General features: G+C 42.0%; 24 protein-coding genes. 7 read left to right on the top strand and 17 right to left on the bottom strand.

All coding sequences use genetic code 11. The features are described from left to right. Window positions 1-32: 32 nt before the first annotated feature. The 5 genes from cysZ to crr all read left to right on the top strand — a co-directional run bounded on the left by cysZ (window position 33) and on the right by crr (window position 5069). Complete coding sequence (gene cysZ / locus PR833_RS00550; RefSeq protein ID WP_004921313.1) at window positions 33-797, top strand: sulfate transporter CysZ; 765 nt, start codon at window positions 33-35, stop codon at window positions 795-797. Window positions 798-1074: 277 nt separating this feature from the next. Next, window positions 1075-2028: a cysteine synthase A gene (gene cysK / locus PR833_RS00545; RefSeq protein WP_272525806.1), complete on the top strand. Its 954-nt coding sequence runs from the start codon at window positions 1075-1077 to the stop codon at window positions 2026-2028. A gap of 354 nt (window positions 2029-2382) precedes the next feature. Then, complete coding sequence (gene ptsH / locus PR833_RS00540; RefSeq protein WP_004921318.1) at window positions 2383-2640, top strand: phosphocarrier protein Hpr; 258 nt, start codon at window positions 2383-2385, stop codon at window positions 2638-2640. Between the two features lie 142 nt (window positions 2641-2782). Further along, window positions 2783-4510: a phosphoenolpyruvate-protein phosphotransferase PtsI gene (gene ptsI / locus PR833_RS00535; protein ID WP_272525805.1), complete on the top strand. Its 1728-nt coding sequence runs from the start codon at window positions 2783-2785 to the stop codon at window positions 4508-4510. A 49-nt stretch (window positions 4511-4559) separates the two neighbouring features. Next, window positions 4560-5069, top strand: coding sequence for a PTS glucose transporter subunit IIA (gene crr, locus PR833_RS00530; protein WP_004921322.1), 510 nt, complete (start codon window positions 4560-4562; stop codon window positions 5067-5069). Window positions 5070-5240: 171 nt separating this feature from the next. Here the strand turns inward: crr and cysM are convergent, their stop codons facing one another. The 8 genes from cysM to PR833_RS00490 all read right to left on the bottom strand — a co-directional run bounded on the left by cysM (window position 5241) and on the right by PR833_RS00490 (window position 12785). Further along, window positions 5241-6125 (bottom strand): cysteine synthase CysM, encoded by an 885-nt coding sequence (gene cysM / locus PR833_RS00525; protein ID WP_004921324.1) that lies wholly within the window; start codon window positions 6123-6125, stop codon window positions 5241-5243. A gap of 297 nt (window positions 6126-6422) precedes the next feature. After that, window positions 6423-7511 (bottom strand): sulfate/thiosulfate ABC transporter ATP-binding protein CysA, encoded by a 1089-nt coding sequence (gene cysA / locus PR833_RS00520; RefSeq protein ID WP_272525804.1) that lies wholly within the window; start codon window positions 7509-7511, stop codon window positions 6423-6425. Next, window positions 7508-8374 carry a sulfate/thiosulfate ABC transporter permease CysW gene (gene cysW, locus PR833_RS00515; protein WP_004921327.1) on the bottom strand — a complete coding sequence of 289 codons (867 nt, stop codon included), beginning with the start codon at window positions 8372-8374 and terminating at the stop codon, window positions 7508-7510. Before cysW ends, cysA begins: the two co-directional genes overlap by 4 nt. Beyond that, window positions 8374-9204 carry a sulfate/thiosulfate ABC transporter permease CysT gene (gene cysT, locus PR833_RS00510; RefSeq protein WP_004921329.1) on the bottom strand — a complete coding sequence of 277 codons (831 nt, stop codon included), beginning with the start codon at window positions 9202-9204 and terminating at the stop codon, window positions 8374-8376. Before cysT ends, cysW begins: the two co-directional genes overlap by 1 nt. Next, window positions 9204-10226: a sulfate ABC transporter substrate-binding protein gene (locus PR833_RS00505; protein ID WP_004921332.1), complete on the bottom strand. Its 1023-nt coding sequence runs from the start codon at window positions 10224-10226 to the stop codon at window positions 9204-9206. Before PR833_RS00505 ends, cysT begins: the two co-directional genes overlap by 1 nt. Window positions 10227-10489: 263 nt before the next feature. Continuing rightward, the gene (locus PR833_RS00500) at window positions 10490-11386 is read right to left on the bottom strand and encodes a Dyp-type peroxidase (protein WP_036940983.1); all 897 of its coding nucleotides are present in this window, start codon (window positions 11384-11386) and stop codon (window positions 10490-10492) included. Between the two features lie 277 nt (window positions 11387-11663). Further along, window positions 11664-12260 (bottom strand): RpoE-regulated lipoprotein, encoded by a 597-nt coding sequence (locus PR833_RS00495; protein ID WP_004921336.1) that lies wholly within the window; start codon window positions 12258-12260, stop codon window positions 11664-11666. Between the two features lie 93 nt (window positions 12261-12353). Beyond that, entirely contained in the window at window positions 12354-12785 is a 432-nt protein-coding gene (locus PR833_RS00490; RefSeq protein WP_014656314.1) for a GNAT family acetyltransferase, read from the bottom strand. Window positions 12786-12921: 136 nt separating this feature from the next. Here PR833_RS00490 and hemF point away from each other — a divergent pair, with 136 nt between their 5' ends. Beyond that, a complete protein-coding gene (gene hemF / locus PR833_RS00485; protein ID WP_272525803.1) occupies window positions 12922-13839 on the top strand; it encodes an oxygen-dependent coproporphyrinogen oxidase in 918 nt (305 codons plus the stop codon). A 155-nt stretch (window positions 13840-13994) separates the two neighbouring features. Next, window positions 13995-15143, top strand: a complete 1149-nt coding sequence (locus PR833_RS00480; protein WP_171830971.1) for a M4 family metallopeptidase — start codon at window positions 13995-13997, stop codon at window positions 15141-15143. A gap of 79 nt (window positions 15144-15222) precedes the next feature. On the opposite strand, the gene rluF is transcribed toward PR833_RS00480, so the two are convergent. The 9 genes from rluF to ndk form a co-directional block, all read right to left on the bottom strand. Beyond that, a complete protein-coding gene (rluF, locus tag PR833_RS00475; protein WP_004921343.1) occupies window positions 15223-16098 on the bottom strand; it encodes a 23S rRNA pseudouridine(2604) synthase RluF in 876 nt (291 codons plus the stop codon). Window positions 16099-16246: 148 nt separating this feature from the next. Beyond that, on the bottom strand, window positions 16247-17719 hold the full coding sequence (der, locus tag PR833_RS00470) for a ribosome biogenesis GTPase Der (RefSeq protein ID WP_004921345.1): 1473 nt from the start codon (window positions 17717-17719) through the stop codon (window positions 16247-16249). A 137-nt stretch (window positions 17720-17856) separates the two neighbouring features. After that, window positions 17857-19029 carry an outer membrane protein assembly factor BamB gene (gene bamB, locus PR833_RS00465; protein ID WP_004921347.1) on the bottom strand — a complete coding sequence of 391 codons (1173 nt, stop codon included), beginning with the start codon at window positions 19027-19029 and terminating at the stop codon, window positions 17857-17859. A gap of 143 nt (window positions 19030-19172) precedes the next feature. Beyond that, entirely contained in the window at window positions 19173-19796 is a 624-nt protein-coding gene (locus PR833_RS00460) for a YfgM family protein (RefSeq protein WP_004921349.1), read from the bottom strand. 10 nt (window positions 19797-19806) lie between these two features. Further along, window positions 19807-21099 (bottom strand): histidine--tRNA ligase, encoded by a 1293-nt coding sequence (gene hisS / locus PR833_RS00455; RefSeq protein ID WP_014656316.1) that lies wholly within the window; start codon window positions 21097-21099, stop codon window positions 19807-19809. Between the two features lie 215 nt (window positions 21100-21314). Then, window positions 21315-22436, bottom strand: a complete 1122-nt coding sequence (ispG, locus tag PR833_RS00450; RefSeq protein ID WP_004921354.1) for a flavodoxin-dependent (E)-4-hydroxy-3-methylbut-2-enyl-diphosphate synthase — start codon at window positions 22434-22436, stop codon at window positions 21315-21317. A gap of 153 nt (window positions 22437-22589) precedes the next feature. Then, complete coding sequence (gene rodZ / locus PR833_RS00445) at window positions 22590-23534, bottom strand: cytoskeleton protein RodZ (RefSeq protein WP_004921357.1); 945 nt, start codon at window positions 23532-23534, stop codon at window positions 22590-22592. A gap of 193 nt (window positions 23535-23727) precedes the next feature. After that, window positions 23728-24909 (bottom strand): bifunctional tRNA (adenosine(37)-C2)-methyltransferase TrmG/ribosomal RNA large subunit methyltransferase RlmN, encoded by a 1182-nt coding sequence (locus PR833_RS00440; RefSeq protein WP_004921358.1) that lies wholly within the window; start codon window positions 24907-24909, stop codon window positions 23728-23730. A 152-nt stretch (window positions 24910-25061) separates the two neighbouring features. Continuing rightward, the gene (ndk, locus tag PR833_RS00435; RefSeq protein ID WP_004921360.1) at window positions 25062-25487 is read right to left on the bottom strand and encodes a nucleoside-diphosphate kinase; all 426 of its coding nucleotides are present in this window, start codon (window positions 25485-25487) and stop codon (window positions 25062-25064) included. Window positions 25488-25643: the final 156 nt, after the last annotated feature.

Raw genomic sequence — 25643 nt, 5'->3', positions numbered from 1 at the left:
CATAGTCAACCGCAAAGGAGAGAATAAGAAGTATGATACAATCGACAGATTCGCAACAAAAAAGCCATTCAGGTTTTTATTACTTCGTTCAAGGATGGCGTCTTGTTACACGTCCAGGTATTAAACGTTTTGTTATTCTACCACTTTTAGCCAATATCATCTTACTTGGTGGTGCATTTTGGTGGTTATATACCAAACTTGGTGGTTGGATTGACCAAGTCATGAGCTATATTCCTAGTTGGTTACAATGGCTTGATTATCTTATTTGGCCTATTTCCGTTATTTCGATTTTACTTATATTTACTTACTTTTTCAGTACGGTTGCCAACATTATCGCCGCACCGTTTAATGGTTGGTTATCCGAAAAGCTCGAATCAGAATTAACCGGTGTGCCCGCCCCTGATGGCGGTATTGTTGATATCGCAAAAGATGTTCCACGCATGGTTAAGCGTGAGTTTGTTAGGATCGGTTATTATCTTCCGCGCGCTATTGGCTTATTAATTTTGTTTTTTATTCCTGGTATTGGGCAAACTGTTGCTCCCATTCTTTGGTTCCTATTCGGTGCGTGGATGATGTCAATTCAGTATTGCGATTATCCATTTGATAATCACCGCGTTAGCTTTAGTGAAATGAAAAATGCTTTAGCCAAAGACCGCATGAATAATATTCAATTTGGTGGAGCAGTTAGTGTGTTAATGATGATACCTATCCTTAACTTGATTATTATGCCTGTTGCCGTTTGTGGCGCGACCTTAATGTGGGTTGACCAATACCGCGCTCGTCATGCACGCTATTAATTATTCACTGATTTGATCAAGAGTGCGGGGGGAATTTACACCTCGCACTTTTTCATCTTCAACCTCCCTCAGACCACAGACACAGCGCAACATATTTTATGATAGGTGCTTGTGTCACAACCTTTTACTTATAATTTTTCCATATAAGATAGCAATTCGTTATAAGCTTATACTTAATTTATATTTGCAATAATAGCGAGTTCACGTATGTTTGGAGTCAATCTTATCTATCATTCTCAGTTCTAAATAGGCAACTGCCTGATTATAAGGATATCCCATGAGTAAAATTTATGATGATAATTCGCTAACCATTGGCCATACCCCATTAGTACGTTTAAAGCATTTCGGCAATGGCAATATCTTAGCGAAAGTTGAATCACGCAACCCAAGTTTCAGCGTTAAATGCCGTATTGGTGCGAATATGATTTGGGATGCTGAGAAAAAAGGACTTCTGACCAAAGAAAAAGAGCTGGTTGAACCTACTAGTGGTAATACAGGGATTGCTTTGGCGTATGTCGCCGCGGCTAGAGGCTACAAATTAACATTGACCATGCCTGAAACGATGAGCGTCGAACGCCGTAAACTGCTTAAAGCATTAGGGGCGAATCTTGTATTGACTGAAGGCGCTAAAGGGATGAAAGGCGCCATTGAGAAAGCCGAAGAAATCGTCAACAGCAATCCGCATAAGTATATTTTGCTGCAACAATTTAATAATCCAGCTAACCCTGAAATTCATGAAAAAACGACAGGACCTGAGATTTGGAGTGATACTGACGGTAAGGTTGATGTTGTTATCGCGGGTGTGGGAACTGGGGGTACTATCACCGGTATCGGTCGTTATTTGAAAAAAACCAAGGGCAAAAATGTCACTCTGGTTGCGGTAGAGCCTGAAACGTCCCCTGTTATTAGCCAAACGCTAGCAGGAGATGAAGTCAAGCCAGGCCCACATAAAATTCAAGGGATCGGGGCTGGTTTCATTCCTGGCAACCTAGATATCACGCTTATTGATAGAGTATTTAAAATCAGTGATGATGAAGCCATTCAAACTGCCCGCCAATTAATGGAAAAAGAAGGGATCCTAGCAGGGATTTCATCAGGTGCTGCTCTTGCAGCCGCAGTAAAACTCGCAACTGAACCTGAATTTAAAGATAAAAACATTGTTGTTATCTTACCTTCATCAGGCGAGCGCTATTTATCAACGGTTCTATTTTCCGATCTATCCGCCGAGTAATTTTAAAAACCGTTAATTAATCGTTAAAAAAGCACCTAATTGGTGCTTTTTTTGTGGAATGGATCAAACTTTAGCACGTATTGAGATGATTTCTGACCTAGGGTTTAGTATTAAACATAGTAATTATTTTGAGCCACGAAATTAATCAACTTTAAGTCAAAGATTTGTTCAATTACTCATATTCTTTGCGATTTAAATTGACATTATTTAGGCCAATAAACTGAAAAAGTGTTGATACGCAACAAAGTAGGAAACCTTTTTAACAGTTAATAATCTAACAATACGCAAACCTAAGTTTATTCAACTACACTAGCTTAGGTCATTATAAAAAACTAAAGTTATTGAGGAAATAATATGTTCCAGCAAGAAGTCACTATTACAGCACCTAACGGCTTACATACTCGCCCTGCCGCTCAATTTGTGAAAGAAGCCAAAGCATTCTCTTCTGATATTACTTTGACTTCTGGTGGCAAATCAGCAAGCGCAAAAAGCCTATTTAAGTTACAAACTCTAGGCTTAACTCAAGGTACTGTTGTGACAATTTCTGCCGAAGGCGAAGATGAAAAACAAGCAGTTGAGCATTTAGTTAAACTGATGGGTGAGTTGGAATAACCGCACAAGCAAGAGAGCCTGTGTCACCGCATTAATCTTCATCCCTGAATGGCATCATTCAGGGATATCAGTTTACACACAGATAAGCTTACTGTTGTCTTTTCAACATCAGAACACCTACCCGCAGTAGTAAGGTAATATTATGATTTCAGGAATTTTAGTATCCCCAGGTTTTGCTTTTGGTCAGGCTTTAATCCTCAAAGAAGATCCTATCACTGTCAGCACAAAAAAAATTAATGACGACCAGATAGAAACCGAGATCCAACACTTTATTGAAGGACGTAACAAATCAGCCGAACAGCTCAGCTTCATTAAAGAGCGAGCCGAAAAAAATCTTGGTGCAGAAAAAGCTGAGATCTTTGAAGGCCATATTATGCTGCTGGAAGATGAAGAGCTTGAACAAGAAATTGTCTCTCTAATCAAAAGTGATAAAAAAACAGCTGATGCCGCGGTTTACTCCGTTATTGAGGATCAAGCCCAAGCGCTCGAAGCACTTGATGATGAATATTTGAAAGAGCGTGCTGCCGACGTACGCGATATTGGTAAACGCCTATTAAAAAATATCCTCGGTATGCCTATCGTCGATTTGAGTGCCATCGACAAAGAGGTTATTTTGGTTGCAGCTGACCTAACACCGTCAGAGACGGCACAATTAAACCTTGATAAAGTATTAGGTTTCATCACCGATTTAGGTGGTCGTACATCACATACCTCAATCATGGCTCGTTCACTGGAGTTGCCTGCCATTGTCGGCACCTCAGATGCCACCGCGAAAATCAAAAATGGTGACTACCTCATTCTAGATGGTGTCAACAACCACATCTATCTGAACCCGTCAGATCAAGAAATTGATAAGCTGAAAAAATTCAATGAAGAATATCAGCAAGAAAAAAATGAACTGGCAAAATTAAAAGATTTACCTGCAATCACACTGGATGGCCATCAAGTCGAAGTGTGTGCAAACATTGGTACTGTACGCGATGTCGCGGGTGCTGAGCGTAACGGTGCTGAAGGGGTTGGTTTATACCGCACTGAGTTCCTGTTTATGGATAGAGACTCACTGCCAACTGAAGAAGAACAGTTCCAAGCATACAAAGCTGTTGCCGAAGCAATGGGAAGCCAAGCTGTTATTGTGCGTACCATGGATATCGGCGGTGATAAAGACCTGCCATACATGAATTTGCCAAAAGAAGAGAACCCATTCTTAGGCTGGCGGGCAATTCGTATTTGCCTTGATCGCAAAGAAATTCTACATTCTCAGTTAAGAGCTATTTTAAGAGCCTCAAGTTTTGGTAAACTGCGTATTATGTTCCCGATGATTATTTCCGTTGAGGAAGTTCGCGAACTAAAAGCAGAACTTGAGATGCTAAAAGGTCAATTACGTGAAGAAGGCAAAGCCTTTGATGAATCAATCGAAGTTGGTGTCATGGTGGAAACCCCTGCCGCAGCGGTTATTGCTCATCATTTAGCAAAAGAAGTTGACTTTTTCAGTATTGGGACGAACGATCTCACTCAATATACTCTAGCTGTTGACCGTGGTAATGAGCTGATTTCTCACCTCTACAATCCAATGTCGCCTGCTGTATTGAACTTGATTAAGCAAGTCATTGATGCATCACATGCAGAAGGCAAATGGACAGGAATGTGTGGTGAATTAGCAGGTGATGAACGTGCAACCTTGTTGCTGCTTGGTATGGGGTTAGATGAATTTAGTATGAGTGCAATTTCAATTCCTCGTATTAAAAAATTAATTCGTAATGCAAACTTTGCAGATACTAAAGCACTGGCTGAGCAAGCCCTTGCCCAACCAACCGCAGACGAATTGATGAAACTTGTTGATACCTTTATCCAAGAAAAAACGTTATGCTAGGAGCAGCACATTAGTTCGGTCCCATATAAAAACGATTAGGAGAAGGTCCATGGGTCTGTTTGACAAACTGAAATCACTGGTTTCGGATGATAAAAATAGCAGTGGCAGTATTGAAATTATCGCACCTCTATCGGGTGAAATTGTCAATATTGAAGATGTTCCCGATGTTGTTTTCGCTGAAAAAATTGTTGGTGATGGTATCGCCATCAAACCAGCAGGGAACAAAATTGTCGCTCCTGTAGATGGGACTATTGGTAAGATATTTGAAACCAATCATGCGTTTTCTATTGAATCTGATGATGGTATTGAACTATTTGTTCACTTCGGTATTGATACAGTCGAACTGAAAGGTGAAGGCTTTAAACGTATCGCTGAAGAAGGGCAATCCGTTAAAAAAGGTGATTTGGTTATCGAGTTTGACCTTGCATTGCTGGAAGAAAAAGCAAAATCAGTTCTAACGCCTGTTGTGATTTCTAATATGGATGAAATTAAAGAGCTGACTAAGCTTAGCGGTAGCGTTACCGTGGGTGAAACAGTTATTATGCGCGTTAAAAAATAACGGCAATCCCTTTTAAGCTTTTCAAATAAAACCACCAGATAGCGTTGTATGACCTCTGGTGGTTTTTTTATGGCAGGATAAAATCCATCGCCATCATATCTGTTGCAATCAACGACTCACCTATATTCGAGCACATTGATGCTTTTGTCAGTGTCTAGATGGCGATGCTAATTAATCGTCAAACACGCCCGTAGAAAGATAGCGATCGCCTCGGTCACAAATAATGGCAACGATCACCGCTCCCGGATTCATTTTAGCCACTCTCAAAGCGCCCGCAACCGCGCCTCCTGAACTAACACCACAAAAGATACCTTCTTGTTTAGCGAGGGCTCTCATCGTCTCCTCAGCCTCTTCCTGATTAATATCTAAAACGGTATCAACGAATTCTTGATTGAAGATCCCCGGAAGATAGCCTGGCGACCAACGGCGGATCCCCGGAATTTGGCTTTTTTCCGCTGGTTGTAAGCCCACAATCTGAATATGTGATGATTGTGATTTTAAATAACGACTGACTCCCGTGATAGTTCCTGTCGTTCCCATACTTGAAACAAAGTGAGTCATGCGCCCATCGGTTTGCTGCCATATCTCAGGGCCTGTGGTCTTGAAATGGGCTAATGGATTATCGGGGTTATTAAATTGGTCAAGGACCTTCCCTTCCCCCTTCGCTTCCATTTCTTGAGCTAAATCGCGAGCGCCCTCCATGCCAACTGAAGTACTGACTAAAATGAGTTCAGCACCATAAGCCTTCATTGAGGCTTGGCGCTCTTTACTCATATTTTCGGGCATCAATAGTTTGAGTTTATAACCTTTGACTGCGGCGATCATTGCCAAAGCAATCCCGGTATTGCCACTCGTCGCTTCAATCAATGTATCACCAGGTTTTATTTCACCACGTTTTTCCGCTTCTGTGATCATTGAATACGCAGCTCTATCTTTGACGGAGCCAGCCGGATTATTACCTTCTAGTTTGACCCAAATTTCAGCGTCCATCCCCTGTGTCAAACGCTGAAGTTTAACTAGCGGCGTATTACCTATAAATTGTTCCAGAGTTGCCACTGTCTATTCCTTATTCTATTTATCTATAATCACCATTTCGAATGATATAGATAGTATCCTAACACCTACAAATTAGCAGCATGAAAAAAATTCACTTATATATCAGTAATTAATAATTCTGGTCGATGTTATTACTAATATCGATATATGATATGTTTACAGGGAATTTGACTGAAAATAGTCTCAAAAAAATGCCATTGGTCAGCTCAAAAATGGTCAGGCAGGCATAAATTGCGTTTTAATATCGAGGGATATTGCGTTGATGAAATAACAACATCAACGCAATATTAGGAATGGTTAGGCACTTTTAGCTAACTGGGGAAATAAGAGCTCATTTTCACCTTGGTAAATTTTAGCCTGTTGACTACCAAGGAAATAGTGCTCACCACGCACAGGCGTTGCATGAGAAGATTGCCAAACTACAGAGAGAGGTTCATGCCCCCAACCTATAGGCTGTACCGTTAACTGCCAGAAATGCCCTCTCGGCCCTGATTCAATCACACGAACCGGTAATCGGTGTTGTTCATCAACGTCTTTCTTCAATGTTATATCCCATGGACGTAAAAACACATCCACCTCGCCTTGTTGGGCACTTGCATGATGTAGAGGGAATTCATAACCATCAATATGTAACTGAGAACCTTTAATTTGCCCATGGAGTTGATTCACTTCCCCCATAAACTCCAACACAAAACGCGTTTCAGGACGTTGCCAGATATCATCAGGAGTGCCAACTTGCTCAATATGCCCCTGACTCATCACCACTATCCTATCGGCAACCTCCATGGCCTCTTCCTGATCATGGGTGACAAATACACTGGTAAACTTCAATTCATCATGTAATTGACGTAACCAGCGGCGCAATTCAATACGTACCTGAGCATCCAACGCACCGAAAGGCTCATCTAGCAATAAAATTTGTGGCTCTACAGCCAAGGCACGGGCCAGCGCAACACGCTGTTTTTGCCCTCCTGAAAGCTGAGAAGGATAACGAGAGGCTAAATGCGCCAACTGAACCATATCAAGTAATTGCATGACTTTCTGCTTGATAGCTTGCGATGATGGGCGTTGTTTTCTTGGCATAACGGTGAGACCAAACGCGACATTGTCAAACACCGTCATATGACGAAACAGGGCATAATGTTGAAATACAAAGCCAACATACCTATCTTTAGCATGAATACGGCTAACATCTTGACCATGGAAGCGTAGTAAGCCATGGCTATGCTGTTCTAACCCTGCAATAATCCGTAACAGTGTCGTCTTACCTGAACCGGATGGACCGAGCAGTGCCACCATTTCACCAGATGCAATATCTAATGAAATATCTTTCAACACTTGCGTCCTACCAAACAATTTCCCAATTTTTTCAATTTGAATACTCATGGTAAATGAACTCCTGATTCGGATTGCTGCCGGCTCAAATGCCATTGCAATGCACTTTTAATAATTAAAGTGATAATCGCCATTACAGCTAGGATCGCAGCAGCAGTAAATGCGCCTACGGTGTTATAGTCTTGATGCAATAATTCTACTTGTAACGGTAGCGTATAGGTTTCCCCGCGTATGGCACCAGAAACAACGGACACGGCACCAAATTCACCTATTGCTCGAGCATTAGTCAGAACAACACCATACAATAGTGCCCAACGGATATTTGGTAAGGTAACTCTCCAAAACATTTTCCAACCTGAAGCGCCCAGTAATACTGCCGCTTCATCTTCGTGACTACCTTGGCTTAACATCAGTGGAACTAATTCCCTAACTACAAAAGGACAGGTCACAAAAATGGTCACTAATGCCATACCGGGCCACGAGAACATTAATTGGATATCATAACTTTCTAGCCAGCCCCCAAACCAACTGTTGGAGCCATAAAACAGTAGATAAAGTAACCCCGCGACCACTGGCGATACCGCAAAAGGAATATCGACTAGGGTTAATAACAGTTGCCTACCAGGAAACTGAAATCGAGTAACTAACCACGCGAGCATGGTGCCAAAGATCAAGTTGACAGGCACCGTTATCAGTGCAATAAGGACCGTCAGTCCAATAGCATGCAACATGTCCGCGTCATTCAAATTCATTAAAACCGCATCAATACCTTTGGAAAAAGCGGTCAAAAATATCCAAATAATTGGCACCACCAGCAACATGACTGAAAACAATATGCCTGTGATAATCAAAGACCATTTAGCCCAATTAATCGGTTGACGAGAAGCCCCCGTGACAGGTGTAACCTGAGCCATTACTTTCCTCCCAACCTTTTGCCAAAGCGGCTTTGTACGACATTGACGCTAAATAGCAGTAATAATGAAACCGCTAAAATAACAGAAGCAATCGCACTCGCTGCTGGGTAATCAAACTGTTGTAACTGACTAAAAATCATCAAAGATACGACTTCAGTTTGCCAAGCAATATTTCCTGCAATAAAGATAATGGCACCAAACTCCCCCAAACTTCGGGTAAAAGACAATACTGTTCCTGCAATTAATGCGGGAGAAACTTCAGGCAATACCACCCGTCGAAATGTTTGCCAACGGCTTGCACCCAATGTTTGTGCCGCCTCTTCATATTCAGGCCCAAGCTCTTCTAACACAGGCTGTACCGTTCGTACAACGAACGGAATACTGGTAAAAGCCATTGCGACAGCAATGCCGAGCCAAGTATTTACTACTTTAATATCAAAGTGATGCAGAAACTGCCCGTACCAGCCAGACGCTGCAAATAACGTAGCTAATGTTAAACCTGCCACCGCGGTAGGTAAGGCGAAAGGCAAGTCAACAAGACCGTCTAAAAAAGTGCGGCCAGGAAAACGATACCGAGTCAAAATCCAAGCGAGCAGCATGCCAAAAACCGCATTAAATAAACTCGCAACCAGTGCAGCCAGTAAGGTGACTTTATAAGCGGCAACGACTTGCGGATAGCTGATCACATCCCAATATTGTTGCCACGTCATTTCAGATAACTGAACGACTAACGCACTCAAAGGTAGCAGCAGGATCAAACAGGTATAAAATAGGCTGCTACCTAGTGTGAGGCCAAATCCTGGCAAAAAGCGTTTCCCTGACTTACGCATTAACGGCGCCCTTCTGCCATCAATTTGTCAAACTCTCCGTTCGTCGCAAAATGGGTCTCCATCACCGCAGGCCAACTCTTAAACTGTGATTCGACCGTAAATAAGCGGGTTTCAGGGAACTTATCTTTATTTGCCGCCATGACTGCCTGATCGTTCACCCGATAGTTAAATTTAGTGATAATTTCTTGAGCTTTTGGACTATATAGGTAATTAAGATAGGCTTTCGCCACCTCTTCCGTACCATTTTTCTGAACGTTTTTGTCAACCCAAGCAACTGGGAACTCCGCCAGAATATCGACAGGAGGAACGATAACTTCATAGTCCGTTTCACCATACTGCTGACGAATATTGTTCACTTCTGATTCAAAGCTAATCAATACATCCCCAAGGCCTCTTTCAATAAAGGAAGTTGTGGCACCACGCCCCCCTGTATCGAACACTTCTACATTTTTCAAAAACTGCTTCATCTGCTCGCGGGTTTTCTTTTCATCACCTTTATTTTCTTGCGCATAGGCTCCCCATGCCGCTAAATAAGTGTAACGACCATTACCCGATGTTTTTGGATTTGGAAAAATCAGCTTCACGTCTTCACGCGCTAAATCATCCCACGTTTTAATGCCCTTTGGATTACCTTTACGCACTAAAAACGCCATCGTAGAGTAATAAGGTGAGCTATTATTCGGTAATCTTGCTTGCCAATTTTCAGGGATCAACTTGCCTTTATCATGCAAGATTTGTACATCTGTCACTTGGTTATAAGTCACCACATCAGCCTTTAAACCTTGCAAAATAGCTAAGGCTTGTTTCGATGAGCCAGCATGTGATTGCTTGATCGTTAATTTGTCATCAGGGTGCTGTTCATTCCACTGCTTTTCAAATTCAGGGTTTAGTGCAACAAATAGCTCTCGGGCGATATCATAAGAGCTATTGAGCAGTTCAGCCGCTACCAACGGCGCGCTCCCCATCAATGAAAATGTTGCGAGACTCGCTAAGGCTGTTTTCTTTAAAATCGCTTTTTGCATTAGGCACCTACTTATGACTAAACCAAAACTACGCTAATGAGGTTACTTTATCTGCTTTGTTTATAACTGTGTAGCTATCAATTGCCTTTTAATATATCAAATTGGTATATTCAAGAAATTATGGCAATAAGCAAATAAATTATATTAGTTATCATAAAGTTGACTGCGTGAAAGGCCTTCATGAAGGCGCTAAGCAATAGAAGGGAAAAGTAGGATATTGACGCAAAAGTAAATTGCCGCCAGATGGCGGCAATAAGAATAATTTATAACGACAATAAAGTGTCAATTGAAGGAGCAAAATAGTAGCTTCCTGATACTGCTTTGGTCATGCGTAACAGGTCATCATATTTACCATCTTTTTCACCAAACATACTCAAAAGCTGCTGTTCAATATTATGGAGGCGCGCGCAATACGCAACGAAGAATAAACCATGTTTGCCGCTTGCCGTACCATATGGCAAGCTATGACGCATAATCGACAGCTCTTCCCCATCTTCTTCAACCACCACGCGAGAAACGTGTGAAGTCACATTACGTTCGCTTTCATCCAGCTCCACACTGTCTTTTTTGGTGCGACCAATCATTTTCTCTTGTTCTTGTTCAGAGAAACGGTCCCATTTATTGAGGCTGTGCTCATAACGCTGAACAAGAATATAACTGCCTCCCATATCAATGCCATCAGCAATTAATGCAACTTCAGCAATTTCTTCACCTTGTGGGTTTTCGGTTCCATCAATAAAGCCACTTAAGTCGCGCTCCTCAACCCAACGGAAGCCGTGGATCTCTTCTTCGACTTTAATTGCTGAGCCGAATGCTTTTAGTGCCGCCTGTGCCAATGAAAAGTTAATATCATGGCGTTGAGATTGGATATGAATAAAAATATCACGCTGTGTTGCTGGCGCTAACCCTTTACCTAATGGATGAAATGGTTTTAACTCAGGCGCGCTTTCCGGTGTTGATAGCTGTTTCCAGATATCAGAGCCGAAGGCCACTACAGCCCCTAATCTATCTGTTGGATACTGCTCTTGTAATTGAGTCAGTGTTTCAACAAAACGCTGACAACCTGTTTTTATATCAGCCAGAGACCCTTGCACCATTGCTTCAATGAAAATACCGAAACGGCTATGATCTTTCAAAATACCGCTCTGAGAATGAGACATGCTAATCAACCTCTTTTAAATAATTTATTATTTATGTCTAGCGATATAGTATCTCATCGATGACGATTTTCACCTGTTTTAACGCAAATATTGGCTAACATTTAGAAAAATGCACAATTTATTCTTAATAAGATAAGTGGGTTAAGAGGGGATCGTATATTAGGAGGGAATAACAACGTATTTTACCTTAATAAAACACGTTGTTATATCAATTAAATGTTTAGAACATAATCCAAGCTATCGACCAATAGCTCTCTATCATCACGCTAACTCACCATTATTTTTTCCAAATAATTTGTGATACCGTCCAGCTCTTTAATTCATCATCCGGTGGCATTAAACCTTCTGGCCCTTGCCATTTACCATTAAATCGATAAATGATATGGGATGTTTGCGGGGCTACACATTCAACAGTCGGTTGATTATTAATTGGCTCAGCCATTTTACATGCGCCAAAAGCTTTTTCATAAATACCGCTAAATGATGAACCAATTTTCGTTCCCCATTCAGTTTTAATGTCAGGGTCATCCACAATAATACGTGAAACATAACCTTTTTCAGGGCCGATCACTTCAATTTTAACCGTCTCATCATCGATACCTTGAAACACGGTCACAATTTCACCTTGCTCAGTTTGCATCCCACTTCGTATCGTGTAACGGTTATCTAATCGCTCCTTGATGATGTCAGCTTGCATTGGTGTGAACCCAGTGATCTCCCCCACACCCGCTGCCTTCGCAGTAATAGGGCTACTAAACCAGTTCATTGGTGAAAGTGAAGACCAAAACCCCCCTGAGCCTGCACAACCCGATAGCAAAAACACACCACTTAGCGCGACTATCTGAGAAAGCTTCACAATTACACTTTTGGGCATAACATCCTCTATTTATTGGCTGACTGACTGCTTACTGTGACAACCTTTTTCTGAAAACATTCCAGTTTATAACGAAATAAACACACAACAGCATTAAAAATCCAAATCACGATCCAGTGTTTTTGTATAGATAAGCCTTGCTGGCTGCTCTTCTTCATATAACATTTTTTCGAACATACAGATAGCAGCGTCAGACTCCTCATTCACAAGGAACTCAATTCTGCCGCACCCTCTTGCTCGCAATTTTTTCTCTAAGCGACTAATCAGAGCATTGGCAATACCTCGGCCACGAAACTCTGGATGAACCGCAAGATAGCATGCCGTTCCTCTTATTCCGTCATATCCTCCCATCACAGTGCCAACAACCTCACCTGTCACTTCCGCAACAAGAAAAAGATCTGCACCACACTGGAGTTTTCGTTCAATATCAAGTTCAGGATCATCCCCAAACTCATTTAAATCACAGCGTTCCCACAATGTGATGACTTCTTCAAAATCGCTTTGGCGAAAGATGCGTATTTCCATGTTCATGACCCGTTTTAACTGAGTTTTCTGCCATTATCACCGCTTTTTGCGCACAATCAATATTCAATATGCCTTTTTTAACTCAAAAGGGTATACTTTACTCACTTTTTTTTACCAACCGTTCTATTGGAAAACAATGAATTACCCTGATATTTTTCAAGTAAAAACATTTTTGCTTGAACTACAAGAAACCATTTGCCAAAAAATTACTGAACTGGATGGTAAGGAAACCTTCCTAGAACAAACATGGGAACGCGCAGAAGGTGGCGGAGGCCGCAGCCGTGTGTTAACTCAAGGTGCTATTTTTGAACAGGCAGGCGTTAACTTTTCCCATATTCAAGGAACAAAACTCCCGAGTTCAGCAACCGCTCACCGCCCTGAATTAGCAGGTCGTAGCTATCAAGCTATGGGAGTCTCTTTGGTGATCCACCCTCTGAATCCCTATATTCCAACCACTCATGCAAATGTCCGTTTTTTTATTGCAGAAAAAGAGGGTCAAGATCCCGTTTGGTGGTTTGGTGGTGGTTTCGATTTAACCCCTTACTATGGTTTTGAAGACGATGTGATCCACTGGCACACCATTGCACACGACCTCTGCGCACCTTTTGGTTCAGAAACTTACCGCAAATATAAAGCGTGGTGTGATGACTATTTCTTTTTGAAACATCGCAATGAGCCACGAGGCGTTAGTGGGCTATTTTATGATGACCTAAACCAACCTGATTTCGAGACTTGTTTCGACTTCACACAAGCTGTTGGTCATGGTTTTTTAGATGCCTATGTACCTATCGTAGAAAAACGTCGCCACCATCAGTGGGGAGAAAGAGAGCGTCAATTTCAACTGTATCGACGTGGTCGTTATGTTGAATTCAACCTCGTGTGGGATCGCGGTACACTATTTGGTTTACAAAGTGGAGGACGTACAGAATCCATTTTAATGTCAATGCCTCCTTTAGTCCGTTGGGAATATGACTATCACCCTGAGCCCAATACCCCCGAAGCCAAGCTGTATAGTGACTTTTTAGTCTCTAAAAAAGATTGGCTGGCGAAATAAGTGTAAAAATCATTTTTTATAAAGTCGCCAAAGCACTTGGCGGCTTTAGTAACAAAAAATAGCAAAAATTATCAAATATAATTAATTATCAACCAGTTACACTCATCACCTTGTAGCTTATGATTCCATTTCCACCCACAAAATGGAGTCTATTTATGAATCATATTCTTGGTCGTTCCTATCTTCCCCCATACCTTGTTGATCACTTATATAAAGAATCTCAATGCCAAAAGCTTAAATCCACACTACTTCATATCAATGAATTAATGAGCAGAGGCTATTCGACGGAAGATAAAGAACACCTAAAACAGTTATTTACTTGTTCAGCCCGCCCAGGTACAAACTACGAACGCATCATCCGCGATGCACAGGAAAAAGCATTTTTACCTAACCATACCCATTCTAACCTACCTATCTGCTCTCGTTCTGACCTTTCACTGGAGCCTACCTATCCGAGTCCTGATGAACTTCATATGCCCCATGAAGACTATCTTATTGTTATGAAAGAAGGTGATCCTGCACAATCATACACACCCGTACAGATTGTTTATGATTCTATTGGCTATGTTAGGCAGTTTTATAAAGAGAAGCTCAACATTGATAAGATCTTTGGTTGTGATTCGCAAATCAATGCGGTAGTTCATTTCGACAAAAATTATCCAAACGCATTCTGGAATTCACAAGCTATCTATTTCGGTGATGGTGATAGTATCTATTTTGGCCCGTTTTATAATGATATTGATATTATTGCACACGAATTAACCCATGGATTTATTACCTTTACGACTGATTTTGATTATATTTTCCAGTCAGGTGCCTTGAATGAATCCGTTGCCGATGTTGTCGGTATTATGGTTAAACAGTATGTAGCAAATGAAACAGCAGCTGAGTCCAATTGGCTGCTCGGTGAAAACCTTTTTATCAATAAAGCCAAAGCTCCTGCTTTACGTTCTATGGCCGCACCGGGAACCGCCTATCGCCTTTCGGAAACAAACAGAGACCCACAAGTCGGTCATATGAGAGATTACAAAAATCTGTCTATTTTCCAAGACAATGGTGGTGTGCATATTAATTCAGGTATACCTAATAAAGCATTTTACCTGCTGGCGACAACGTTAGGTGGTTACTCATGGGAGGTAGCGGGACAGATTTGGATCCGCACTATGTTTGATAAGACACTTAGCACGCGAGCAACATTTGACGATTTCGCCAAAGCAACCATTAGAACAGCGACAGAAAAATTTGACCATCATGTCGTTAATCTTACTCGCAAAAGCTGGGAAAATGTCGGTATCTACGTTTAAGTTTGCAAATAAAATGCCCTGTCACTAACAGACAGAGCTTGTCAGCCATAAAATACGGCTGACATTTTAAAACATAAGGTTAGCGTCTTTTCTTTTTACGGCCTGGTTGAGTGAAACGTTTACGAGACGCAGTATCAGCCATTCCTTTAGGCTTGCTACCTGCATTTGGCTTGCTACCCGTTTTCCCTGCCGTTGATGTTTTCGGTTTAGCAGACTTTTTCGGCTTAGCCTCTGATTCTGATTTTTCAATCATCTCAAATAGCTTAATTAGCTCATCATCTGTTAAGTCACGCCATTCACCTAATGGGATCCCAGAAAGATTCACGTTCATAATACGCACGCGTTCTAACTTAGTGACCTCAAAACCAAAATATTCGCACATGCGACGAATCTGACGATTTAACCCTTGAACTAACGTGATCCGAAATACAAAAGGAGCTTCTTTCTTTACTTTACACTTTTTAGTTACCGTGCCTAGGATAGGTACGCCAGCTCCCATACCACGAATAAAATCATCAGTAATAGGCTTGTTAACCGTGACTAAATACTCTTTTTCATGCTCATTACCCGCACGCAAGATCTTATTCACTAAATCGCCATGGTTTGTGAGAAAAATTAGCCCTTGAGAATCTTTATCTAAGCGACCAATAGGGAAAACACGTTTACTGTGATTAACATAATCAACGATATTATCTCTTTCCCCACTTTCCGTCGTACTCACAATACCAACTGGCTTATTCAGCGCAATTAACACTAAGTCTTCTTCATTCCTAGGTTCAATAAGTTGTCCATTTACTTTGACAACGTCACCACTAAAAACTTGATCGCCGATAGCCGCACGTTTGCCATTAATAAAGACATTTCCTTGCTCGATATAACGATCCGCATCACGCCTTGAACAAATTCCACTCTCGCTAATGTACTTATTAAGACGTGTCGAAGATTTAATTTGCATGGTTACCCTCTGTAATCTGCATAGATAGGGAGCCAAACGGTTGAACCTAGCTCACTTTAAATAATAACGGATAGTTATTAAAAAGCCGTAACAGAATAATTTGTTACGGCTTTTTCAGAAGCTTCACGTTGACGTGCGACTTCTTCGCTTAGCGTTTTTTCAAATGTTGCATTAAACGCTTACGTTTACGCAATTGAGTTGCTGTTAGCTGATTTTTCTTATTCGCATAAGGGTTTTCACCTTCTTTGAATTGAATACGAATTGGTGTACCCATCACTTGCAATGAACGGCGAAAATAATTCATCAGGTAACGTTTATAGCTATCAGGCAAATCAGAAACTTGATTACCATGAATAACAACAATTGGCGGATTATGACCCCCCGCATGCGCATATTTCATTTTCACACGACGACCACGGATAAGTGGAGGTTGATGCTCCTCTTCCGCCATCTTCATAATACGTGTTAACAATGCAGTACCAACACGGCGTGTCGCAGACTCATAGGCCTCTTCAACGGATTCAAACAGGTTACCTACACCACTACCATGCAGCGCTGAAATAAAGTGAATACGGGCAAAATCCACAAAGCCGAGACGTAGCTCTAACATGTCTTTCACATGTTCACGATCTTCAGGCTTCATTCCATCCCATTTATTAACCGCAATCACTAATGAACGACCAGCATTAAGAATAAAACCAAGTAGTGACAGGTCTTGATCGGAAATACCTTCCCGCGCATCAATGACCAACAACACCACATTCGCATCTTCAATCGCTTGCAGCGTTTTGATTACCGAAAATTTTTCGACCGTCTCGGTGATCTTACCGCGTTTACGGACACCCGCTGTATCAATTAAAACGTATTCACGCCCGTCACGCTCCATTGGAATATAGATACTGTCACGAGTTGTGCCTGGCATATCAAACACCACAACACGCTCTTCTCCAAGGATACGGTTAGTCAGTGTTGATTTACCTACATTTGGGCGCCCAACGATCGCTAATTTAATTGGTAACGTTGTTGGATCAAACTCCTCGTCTTCTTCATCAAACTCAGCTTCAGCCTCTTGCGCTGCCCAATACGCCGCGTTTTCTTCTTCCTCGGTTAGCTCGACTTCTTCTTCTATTTCAATGAAAGGTTTTAGCGATTTTTCGATTAGCTGGGTCACACCGCGACCATGTGACGCTGCAATAGGGTGGATTTCACCTAAGCCAAGTGAATAAAAGTCTCCAATTACACTGTCAGCATCAATACCATCCGTCTTATTGGCGACCAGATATGTTTTTTTCTTACGGCTACGCAGGTGTTTTGCGATACCTTCATCAGCAGGCATTAACCCTGCACGTGCATCGACCATAAATAGAACCACATCAGCTTCTTCAATCGCTTGTAAGGATTGTGCTGCCATGTGGGTTTCGACGCCTTCCTCAGTACCATCGATACCACCCGTGTCAATAATAATGAACTCATGCCCTTCCACTTCGGCACGACCATATTTGCGATCACGAGTCAGACCAGGAAAATCCGCTACCAGTGCATCACGGGTACGGGTTAATCGATTAAATAACGTGGATTTTCCTACGTTTGGACGCCCAACCAGCGCTACGACGGGTATCATTATTTGATGCCTCACTACTCTAATTAACTAAAAGAATCCCGGTTCTTAAACAAACCCAACCAGAAAACAAAAAACGAAACGGTTCCTACCACTAGGAACCGTTGATTTTAGCGAGAAATTGACAGCTTGTCAGAAAATTAACGAGTTAACAGATAAACTGTTCCGTTTCTTGCCTGAACCATTAGCTTATCACTGGCAACAACTGGGCGGCTATGCAGACCTGAACTGTTAATTTTGTTTTGTGCTACAAAACCACCAGTGCTCATGTCTAACCAATGGAGGTAGCCTTCTTTATCACCAACCACAAGGTAGCCATTGTACATTTCTGGTGCACTTAACCCACGATTAAGCAGATCTTCTTGTGTCCACAGTGTTACGCCATCGCTCTTACGCACAGACAATACACGATCATTTTGGTCGACCAGATAAAGGTTTTCACCTGAAAGCACCATGTTATTGACAGAGCCGAGATCGCGTTTCCATTTTATTTGTCCTGAACGCATATCAAGTGCTGCGAGTGTACCGTTATACGCAATTGCATAGATAGTACCATCATCAATAATTGGCGTCATATCAACATCATCTAAGCGACCAATTTCTGTAGAGCTAGTCACTTGAGAGATACGTTGTTGCCAAATAAGTTGACCTTGGGATAAAAGTACAGCACTAACGCGGCCATTATCACCACCAACAATAGCGGCACCATAGGCAATACTTGGCGCTGATTCACCACGTAAAGACAATGATGGTGTATCCATATTCACTGTCCACTTGATTTCACCACTGTTCTCATCAAGTGCTTGCAACATGCCATTACTAGTATGAACAATAACTAAGCCATCATTGGCTACTGGGCGAGAGAGGGCTTCACCCGCTACTTCGACATCCCATACCACCGAGCCATCTTCTTTATTCAATGCAATGACTGTTCCGCGTTCAGTACCAATATAAATATGGTTACCCGAAACCGTTAACCCACCCGAAAGCAGTGCGGATAAGTTAGCAGAAAGAAAACCTGTGCGCTTAGAAAGGTCTACTGACCAAATTTCTTTACCGCTCTCCAGTTCTAATGCTTTCACTATTCCTTTACGATCGGCAGCATAAACAGCACTACCATCCCATACTGGCGATAGATCAGAATAAAACTGCTCTACACCATTACCGACTGATTTATCCCAAACGATCGTTGGAGTAAATTGGTTTTCAACCTGAGGAAGTGGTGCCATAACGATAGAATCAGTTTCGCTGGAACAACCGGCAAGTAAAGCTGAAGCGACTAAGCCAATCAAAAGTGTTTTCCGCAACTGCATAATAATCGTTTCCTTTCTTCTTATAAATTATACTCATCCAATTTCAAGCCGTATCCTGTTGATATCCATTGATTTCCCCCTATCGCGTATGTCTATCGCTCTAAGGGGGGATTGGCCTACCGATTGGATACGACCCTAATAATTTAGAGTACAGATACGTTGTTCAGTTTAAGGGTAAGAAGTTCTTTAAGCGTCTGTGAGCCTTCACTATCTAGCCCTTGAGTATATGCAGCTTTTGCGCCTGCATTGTCGCCTTTATGAAGTAATGCATCTCCACGAACATCTTGTGCAGCAGCCTGCCATGCCTTTCCTTTGATGTTACCAACAGAAGCTAATGCTGCATCAGCATTCCCTTGTGCAAGCTGCACTCTTGCTAAGCGGAAATTAATTAAATCAAGCATATCATCGGTTTTTGCTTTAGTTAAAGCAGCAGACAATGATTTTTCAGCCAACGCTAAATCGCCTTTATCGACAGCCACTTGAGCCAACTCTAGTCCGATCATCGCGCTGTATACATCTGTTGTATCCGCAGCGAATTTTTGCGCAGCTTCAATACCTTGAGTAGAGCCTGAATGCAGTTCTTCGCTCGCTTTTGCAAACTGTTGAGCGCTTTCTTGCAGCATATTTGTTTTATGTGACTGCCAGTAATTCCATCCCCAAACAGCCCCAACCCCTAAAACAAGCCCGACCACCAATGCCACGCCATTATTAGCAAAAAAGCGTTTAATCGCATCAACTTGTTCATTTTCGTTTGTATAAACTTCCACGTGCCTCTCCTTAACCTAACAGTTCAGCTAAACGCTGTGCCAATTGCTGCTGCGATACTGTTTCTTGCTCACCTGTTCGTAGATCTTTTACCCCGACTTGGTGATTAGCGATTTCCTCTTCGCCTAAAATCAACGCAACTTTAGCGCCCTGTTTATCTGCACGCGCTAATTGCTTTTTAAAGTTACCGCCGCCATGGTTGGTCATCACACGTAAGTTTGGTAGAGCATCACGTACTTGCTCTGCTAATAACAGCGCCGATTTTTGGCTATTTTCACCAAATGAGGCTAAATAAACATCCGTGACAGATTCATCAGCAATAAAGCCAGGATTTAGGCTTTCAACTAATAGAACCATACGTTCCATGCCCATAGCAAAACCGACAGCTGGGGTTGGTTTACCGCCCAATTGACCGACTAAACCATCATAACGTCCACCAGCACATACTGTACCTTGCGAGCCTAGCGCTGTTGTCACCCATTCAAAAACGGTGCGGTTGTAATAATCCAGACCACGTACTAAACGTTGATTAACACGATACTGAATACCCGCTGCATCTAACAATTTGCATAAACCATCAAAATGCTCACGAGATTCATCATCTAAATAATCAAACAACTCAGGAGCATCATTTAATAACGCCTGTACATCTTGATTTTTTGAATCAAGTACACGCAATGGATTCGTGTACATACGGCGTTTGCAATCTTCATCGAGTTTTTCTTTATGCTGCTCAAGGAAGGCCACTAATGCTTCACGATAATTTGCACGAGCGTCTAAAGAGCCGATTGAGTTTAACTCTAACGTCACATGTTCGCTGATACCTAATGCGCGCCACCAGCGTGCTGTCATCATTATCAGTTCAGCATCAATGTCTGGCCCCGCAAGACCGAAAACTTCGGCGCCAAGTTGGTGAAATTGACGATAGCGGCCTTTTTGTGGGCGCTCATGACGAAACATGGGCCCTAGATACCATAAGCGCTGTTCCTGATTGTACAGCAAACCATGCTCAATACCTGCACGGACGCAACCGGCAGTATTTTCAGGGCGTAAAGTGAGACTTACCTCTGCTTTATCTGTGTCGTGACGGTCGATAAAGGTATACATCTCTTTTTCGACAACATCGGTCACTTCACCAATCGCTCTGCTAAATAGCGGGGTGTGCTCTACAATCGGGGTACGGATTTCACTAAAGCTGTAACCCTGCAAAATATTTTTAAGTACTGCTTCAATTTTCTGCCAGACTCGAGTGTCTGCCGGCAGATAGTCATTCATGCCACGAACGGCCTGGATATTTTTTGCCACGTTATGTCTCTATTTTTTCGGAATCGAATAGACTCGATTATAAAAGCGAAATGTCATTGGGTTCAATCGACAAACCACAATATTCCGCTTCAATCGGGAATATTCTGCTCTTTTTGGGTTTGTCCGTTTAATTTTTACATCAAGCTATGCGCTGAACCCCCGTCAAAAAGTCATAAAAACAAAAACTGGCCCTCAATGAGCCAGTTGTTTGACAATTATTTTTCGACTTGGTTTATCTTTATACGGTTATTTTCATCAAGCATTGCTGCTTTTGCGCGAATTTTCGCCTCAAGCTGATCAATAATATTGTCATTATCAAAACGCTCTTTTTGGCGAACGCCATCTTCATAGAAACCACTTTTGGTTTTCGCGCCAGCCACACCTAAAGTAGAAACCTCGGCTTCACCCGGGCCATTCACTACACAACCAATAATAGAGACATCCATCGGCGTGATAATGTCTTCGAGGCGCTGCTCCAAAGCATTTACCGTACCAATCACATCAAATTCTTGGCGTGAACAGGTTGGGCAAGCAATAAAGTTGATGCCACGTGAGCGGATCCGTAACGATTTTAGAATATCAAAACCGACTTTCACTTCCTCAACAGGATCCGCCGCGAGTGAGATACGTAACGTATCGCCGATACCTTCAGCCAACAACATACCAAGACCAATTGCTGATTTCACTGAACCAGAACGAGCCCCACCCGCTTCTGTAATACCGAGGTGAAGTGGTTGATCAATTTTTTGCGCCAATAAACGATAAGAGCCGACGGCAAGAAAGACATCCGACGCTTTAACACTGACCTTGAACTGATCGAAATTCAGCCTGTCCAAGATATCAACATGTCGCATTGCTGATTCAACCAATGCTTCAGGTGTTGGCTCACCGTATTTTTCTTGGATATCTTTTTCCAGTGACCCGCCATTGACCCCTATACGGATAGGAATGTTGTGATGACGAGCACTATCAACGACTTGGCGAATACGCTCTTCACTGCCGATATTACCTGGGTTAATTCGTAGGCAGTCAACACCATATTCAGCCACTTTCATCGCGATACGGTAGTCAAAGTGAATATCCGCAACCAATGGCACATTCACGCGCTGCTTAATTAATTTAAAGGCTTCTGCTGCATCCATCGTAGGAACAGACACGCGGACGATATCAACACCTACACGCTCAAGTGATTGGATTTGCCGCACAGTGGCTTCAACATCCGTCGTGCGCGTATTCGTCATAGATTGGACAGCAATGGGAGCACCATCGCCAATAGGCACGTTACCTACATAAATTCGGGTGGATTTACGTCTTTTTATCGGTGATTCATTATGCATTTTAATTTTACTCTCTGGACATCCATGTGCTCTTAAACACTGTTGTGTAGTTGATAATCATTGCTTCGATGACCACTATACACAAAAACGCAAACTGCAAACTATCACAATTCTAGTTTTAGGATACAGTTTGCGTCTTCTTAATTTGTGACTTTATGCTTCAGGTATTTTTAATTTAGCAGAACGATTCGCTTTAATAAAACGGCTTAAGTCAACCACATTACCATTGAATTTGATATCAACGTTTGCGGGCGCACCAATATTCAAGCGGTAAGGCAATTTACCTTGTAAATCCAAGGTGTCGCCGCTGTTCTTAATACCACTATACAAGACTTTATTATTCGCATCGCGAACTTCCAGCCAACATGACCCTTTAAAGCTCATGGTGAGCGCATCTTGAACGACAGGGGTAGCTACAGGCTCTTCCGTTGATTGAGTGCGATCAACGCTCACGGTTGTATTAGGTGAATTCGGTAACGGAACGGTTTTTACTGGCAAAGATTCAATTGGCTGATTCTCTGTCGCTTGAGCGGCGTTTAAGTCGACAAGGGTACCTTCACCTGTCTCAGATGTATTTGTTGGCGTCTCTGTTGACCCATTGGAAAGCTCAACTGGATTTCCACTTTCATTTTGCTGAGATATAAGCAAATCATTTTGATTTGCCATCGTAACAAATTCATTTTGTTGTTTTTGATGATCTTGCCACCACCAAATACCAACCATAGCAATCAAAACAATGACAATTAGCCAGGTTAGTTTCATTAACCAACCTTCACGCTTCTTACGCTTTTTACCTAAAGAGTAACTCTGCATTGATGAGACTGTTGATGCCGCAATCGGCTCATCATTTTTAAGTAACGCATTCAATTCACTTTCAGGCACATTAACCATACGCGCATATAAGCGCATATAACCGCGTAAAAACGTAGGTTCAACGCCAGCAGGTTTCACATCCTCATCGATTTCCCTTACCGTACTAACTTTAAGACACAGACGCTCCGCGACTGACTCTTGTGTTAATCCCATACGTTCACGCGCTTGAGACAATAATTTTCCTACAGTGATTGGGGTTTGTTCGGTATTGTTATCGATAGTCATTTGCTGGCAACACTGTTTCCGAGTGAATGAAATATAAAGCTATTTTTCCTTAGCTTTACTCGTAATAATCCTAATGTGATAATTATATTAATATCATCACCTACAAAACATTGTAGGTGATGAGGGCCATTTTGCCTATCCATAAATGACCCAAATGATAATTAGACCAAATATTTAGACTTTATCTATAACTTCAGACTGCTTTCACCTTAATAGGTTCCCCAGCCATACGTTTTTTCAAGGTCCGTTTTGTTCGGTCAATCACTTCTCCCGCCAACTGACCACAGGCGGCATCAATATCATCACCACGTGTTTTACGCACAATCGTTGTAAAGCCATATTCCATTAATACTTTTGAAAAACGATCAATACGACTATTCGAACTACGACCATACGGCGCCCCAGGGAACGGGTTCCAAGGTATCAAATTAATTTTACTTGGCGTATCTTTTAAACATTCCGCTAATTGGTGAGCCTGTTCAATACTGTCATTAATGTGGTCAAGCATGACATACTCTACCGTGACACGACCACCATTCGCATTGGATTTGGATAAATAACGTCTTACACTGCTCAGGAATGTTTCTATATTGTATTTTTTATTGATAGGTACAATATCATCACGGATATCATCAGTCGGTGCATGTAATGAAATCGCCAAAGCGACATCAATCATATCCCCTAATTTATCCAGCGCAGGAACAACACCGGAAGTTGACAGTGTGACTCGGCGTTTAGATAAACCAAAACCAAAGTCATCCATCATGATTTCCATCGCGGGAACCACATTATTCAAGTTCAGTAATGGCTCCCCCATTCCCATCATAACCACGTTGGTAATAGGACGACGACCACTGGATTTTAATGAACCAATAATTTTTGCTGCGCGCCAAACCTGCCCGATAATTTCAGAAACCCGTAAGTTACGGTTAAATCCTTGTTGAGCGGTAGAACAAAATTTACATTCCAACGCGCAACCTACCTGTGAGGAGACGCACAAGGTTGCACGATCATCTTCTGGAATATAAACCGTTTCGACTTGCTGGTCACCTACCGTTATCGCCCATTTAATGGTGCCATCAGCTGAGCGTTGTTCTTCAGCAACTTCAGGAGCACGAATTTCAGCGACTTCCTTTAGTTTTGCTCTTAACGCTTTATTAATATCTGTCATTTGATCGAAATCGTCATAACAGTAGTGATAAATCCATTTCATGACTTGATCGGCACGGAATGGTTTTTCACCCATTTGCGCAAAAAACTCACGCATCTGCTTGCGATTCAAATCCAGCAGGTTAATTTTTTGTGTGTTGTTTTCTGGTGTGACAGAAATAGCGGAGGAAGTTGCACATTGTGCACTGGTTGTCATATCGGACATGTTAAGTTGCCTCGTTGTTACACTTTCGGCGAGTGCTACTTTGGTAGCACAACGTTCATAATAAAATCGCCCTGTTAACAATTATATTAACAGGGCGTCGCATTGTACAAACTTTATAAGAATAATGCTAATGCATTACACTAGTTTACCAATTAGCGTGGGCAGATTTCGTCTTCAGTGAAGAAATACGCGATTTCGCGGTTTGCTGATTCAACAGAATCTGAACCGTGAACCGCATTCTCAGTGAAGCTGTCTGCATAGTCAGCACGTAGAGTACCTGCCAGTGCATTATCTGGATTAGTTGCACCCATTAGGTCACGGTGACGTTGAACTGCGTTCTCGCCTTCTAGTACTTGCAGCATAATTGGACCAGAAGTCATGAATTCAACCAGACCTTCAAAGAAAGGGCGGCCTTTGTGCTCTGCGTAGAAACCTTCTGCTTGCTCACGAGTCAAATGCAACATTTTGGCGGCAACGATTGAAAAACCAGCGCTTTCAAAACGATTATAGATTGCACCAATAGCATTTTTCTTCACTGCGTTTGGTTTAATAATAGAAAATGTACGTTGAACCGTCATAAATAACCTCTTAGCGATATCGTGACTTTTACTTTTGTATTCTTAACTTTCATGTTAATCAAAACACAAAGTAGATGTCAGTTGTAGTTTTTTATATTGTTTATCTTCTGATGACGAGCAGCAGAAATTAAGGCGTTGATTATAGGGGCTACGATT

The organism is Providencia sp. PROV189, assembly GCF_028480065.1.
Lineage (GTDB): Bacteria > Pseudomonadota > Gammaproteobacteria > Enterobacterales > Enterobacteriaceae > Providencia > Providencia stuartii.
Note: the sequence above shows the minus strand (reverse complement) of the source record. Positions and strands in the feature narration are given on the sequence as shown.

Excerpts from the sequence above, each read along its gene's own strand:
- cysZ (WP_004921313.1), top strand. The coding sequence starts at position 33 with ATGATACAATCGACAGATTCGCAACAAAAAAGCCATTCAGGTTTTTAT.
- cysK (WP_272525806.1), top strand. The coding sequence starts at position 1,075 with ATGAGTAAAATTTATGATGATAATTCGCTAACCATTGGCCATACCCCA.
- ptsH (WP_004921318.1), top strand. The coding sequence starts at position 2,383 with ATGTTCCAGCAAGAAGTCACTATTACAGCACCTAACGGCTTACATACT.
- ptsI (WP_272525805.1), top strand. The coding sequence starts at position 2,783 with ATGATTTCAGGAATTTTAGTATCCCCAGGTTTTGCTTTTGGTCAGGCT.
- crr (WP_004921322.1), top strand. The coding sequence starts at position 4,560 with ATGGGTCTGTTTGACAAACTGAAATCACTGGTTTCGGATGATAAAAAT.
- cysA (WP_272525804.1), bottom strand. The coding sequence starts at position 7,511 with ATGAGTATTCAAATTGAAAAAATTGGGAAATTGTTTGGTAGGACGCAA.
- cysW (WP_004921327.1), bottom strand. The coding sequence starts at position 8,374 with ATGGCTCAGGTTACACCTGTCACGGGGGCTTCTCGTCAACCGATTAAT.
- cysT (WP_004921329.1), bottom strand. The coding sequence starts at position 9,204 with ATGCGTAAGTCAGGGAAACGCTTTTTGCCAGGATTTGGCCTCACACTA.
- PR833_RS00505 (WP_004921332.1), bottom strand. The coding sequence starts at position 10,226 with ATGCAAAAAGCGATTTTAAAGAAAACAGCCTTAGCGAGTCTCGCAACA.
- PR833_RS00500 (WP_036940983.1), bottom strand. The coding sequence starts at position 11,386 with ATGTCTCATTCTCAGAGCGGTATTTTGAAAGATCATAGCCGTTTCGGT.
- PR833_RS00495 (WP_004921336.1), bottom strand. The coding sequence starts at position 12,260 with ATGCCCAAAAGTGTAATTGTGAAGCTTTCTCAGATAGTCGCGCTAAGT.
- PR833_RS00490 (WP_014656314.1), bottom strand. The coding sequence starts at position 12,785 with ATGGAAATACGCATCTTTCGCCAAAGCGATTTTGAAGAAGTCATCACA.
- hemF (WP_272525803.1), top strand. The coding sequence starts at position 12,922 with ATGAATTACCCTGATATTTTTCAAGTAAAAACATTTTTGCTTGAACTA.
- PR833_RS00480 (WP_171830971.1), top strand. The coding sequence starts at position 13,995 with ATGAATCATATTCTTGGTCGTTCCTATCTTCCCCCATACCTTGTTGAT.
- rluF (WP_004921343.1), bottom strand. The coding sequence starts at position 16,098 with ATGCAAATTAAATCTTCGACACGTCTTAATAAGTACATTAGCGAGAGT.
- der (WP_004921345.1), bottom strand. The coding sequence starts at position 17,719 with ATGATACCCGTCGTAGCGCTGGTTGGGCGTCCAAACGTAGGAAAATCC.
- bamB (WP_004921347.1), bottom strand. The coding sequence starts at position 19,029 with ATGCAGTTGCGGAAAACACTTTTGATTGGCTTAGTCGCTTCAGCTTTA.
- ispG (WP_004921354.1), bottom strand. The coding sequence starts at position 22,436 with ATGCATAATGAATCACCGATAAAAAGACGTAAATCCACCCGAATTTAT.
- rodZ (WP_004921357.1), bottom strand. The coding sequence starts at position 23,534 with ATGACTATCGATAACAATACCGAACAAACCCCAATCACTGTAGGAAAA.
- PR833_RS00440 (WP_004921358.1), bottom strand. The coding sequence starts at position 24,909 with ATGTCCGATATGACAACCAGTGCACAATGTGCAACTTCCTCCGCTATT.
- ndk (WP_004921360.1), bottom strand. The coding sequence starts at position 25,487 with ATGACGGTTCAACGTACATTTTCTATTATTAAACCAAACGCAGTGAAG.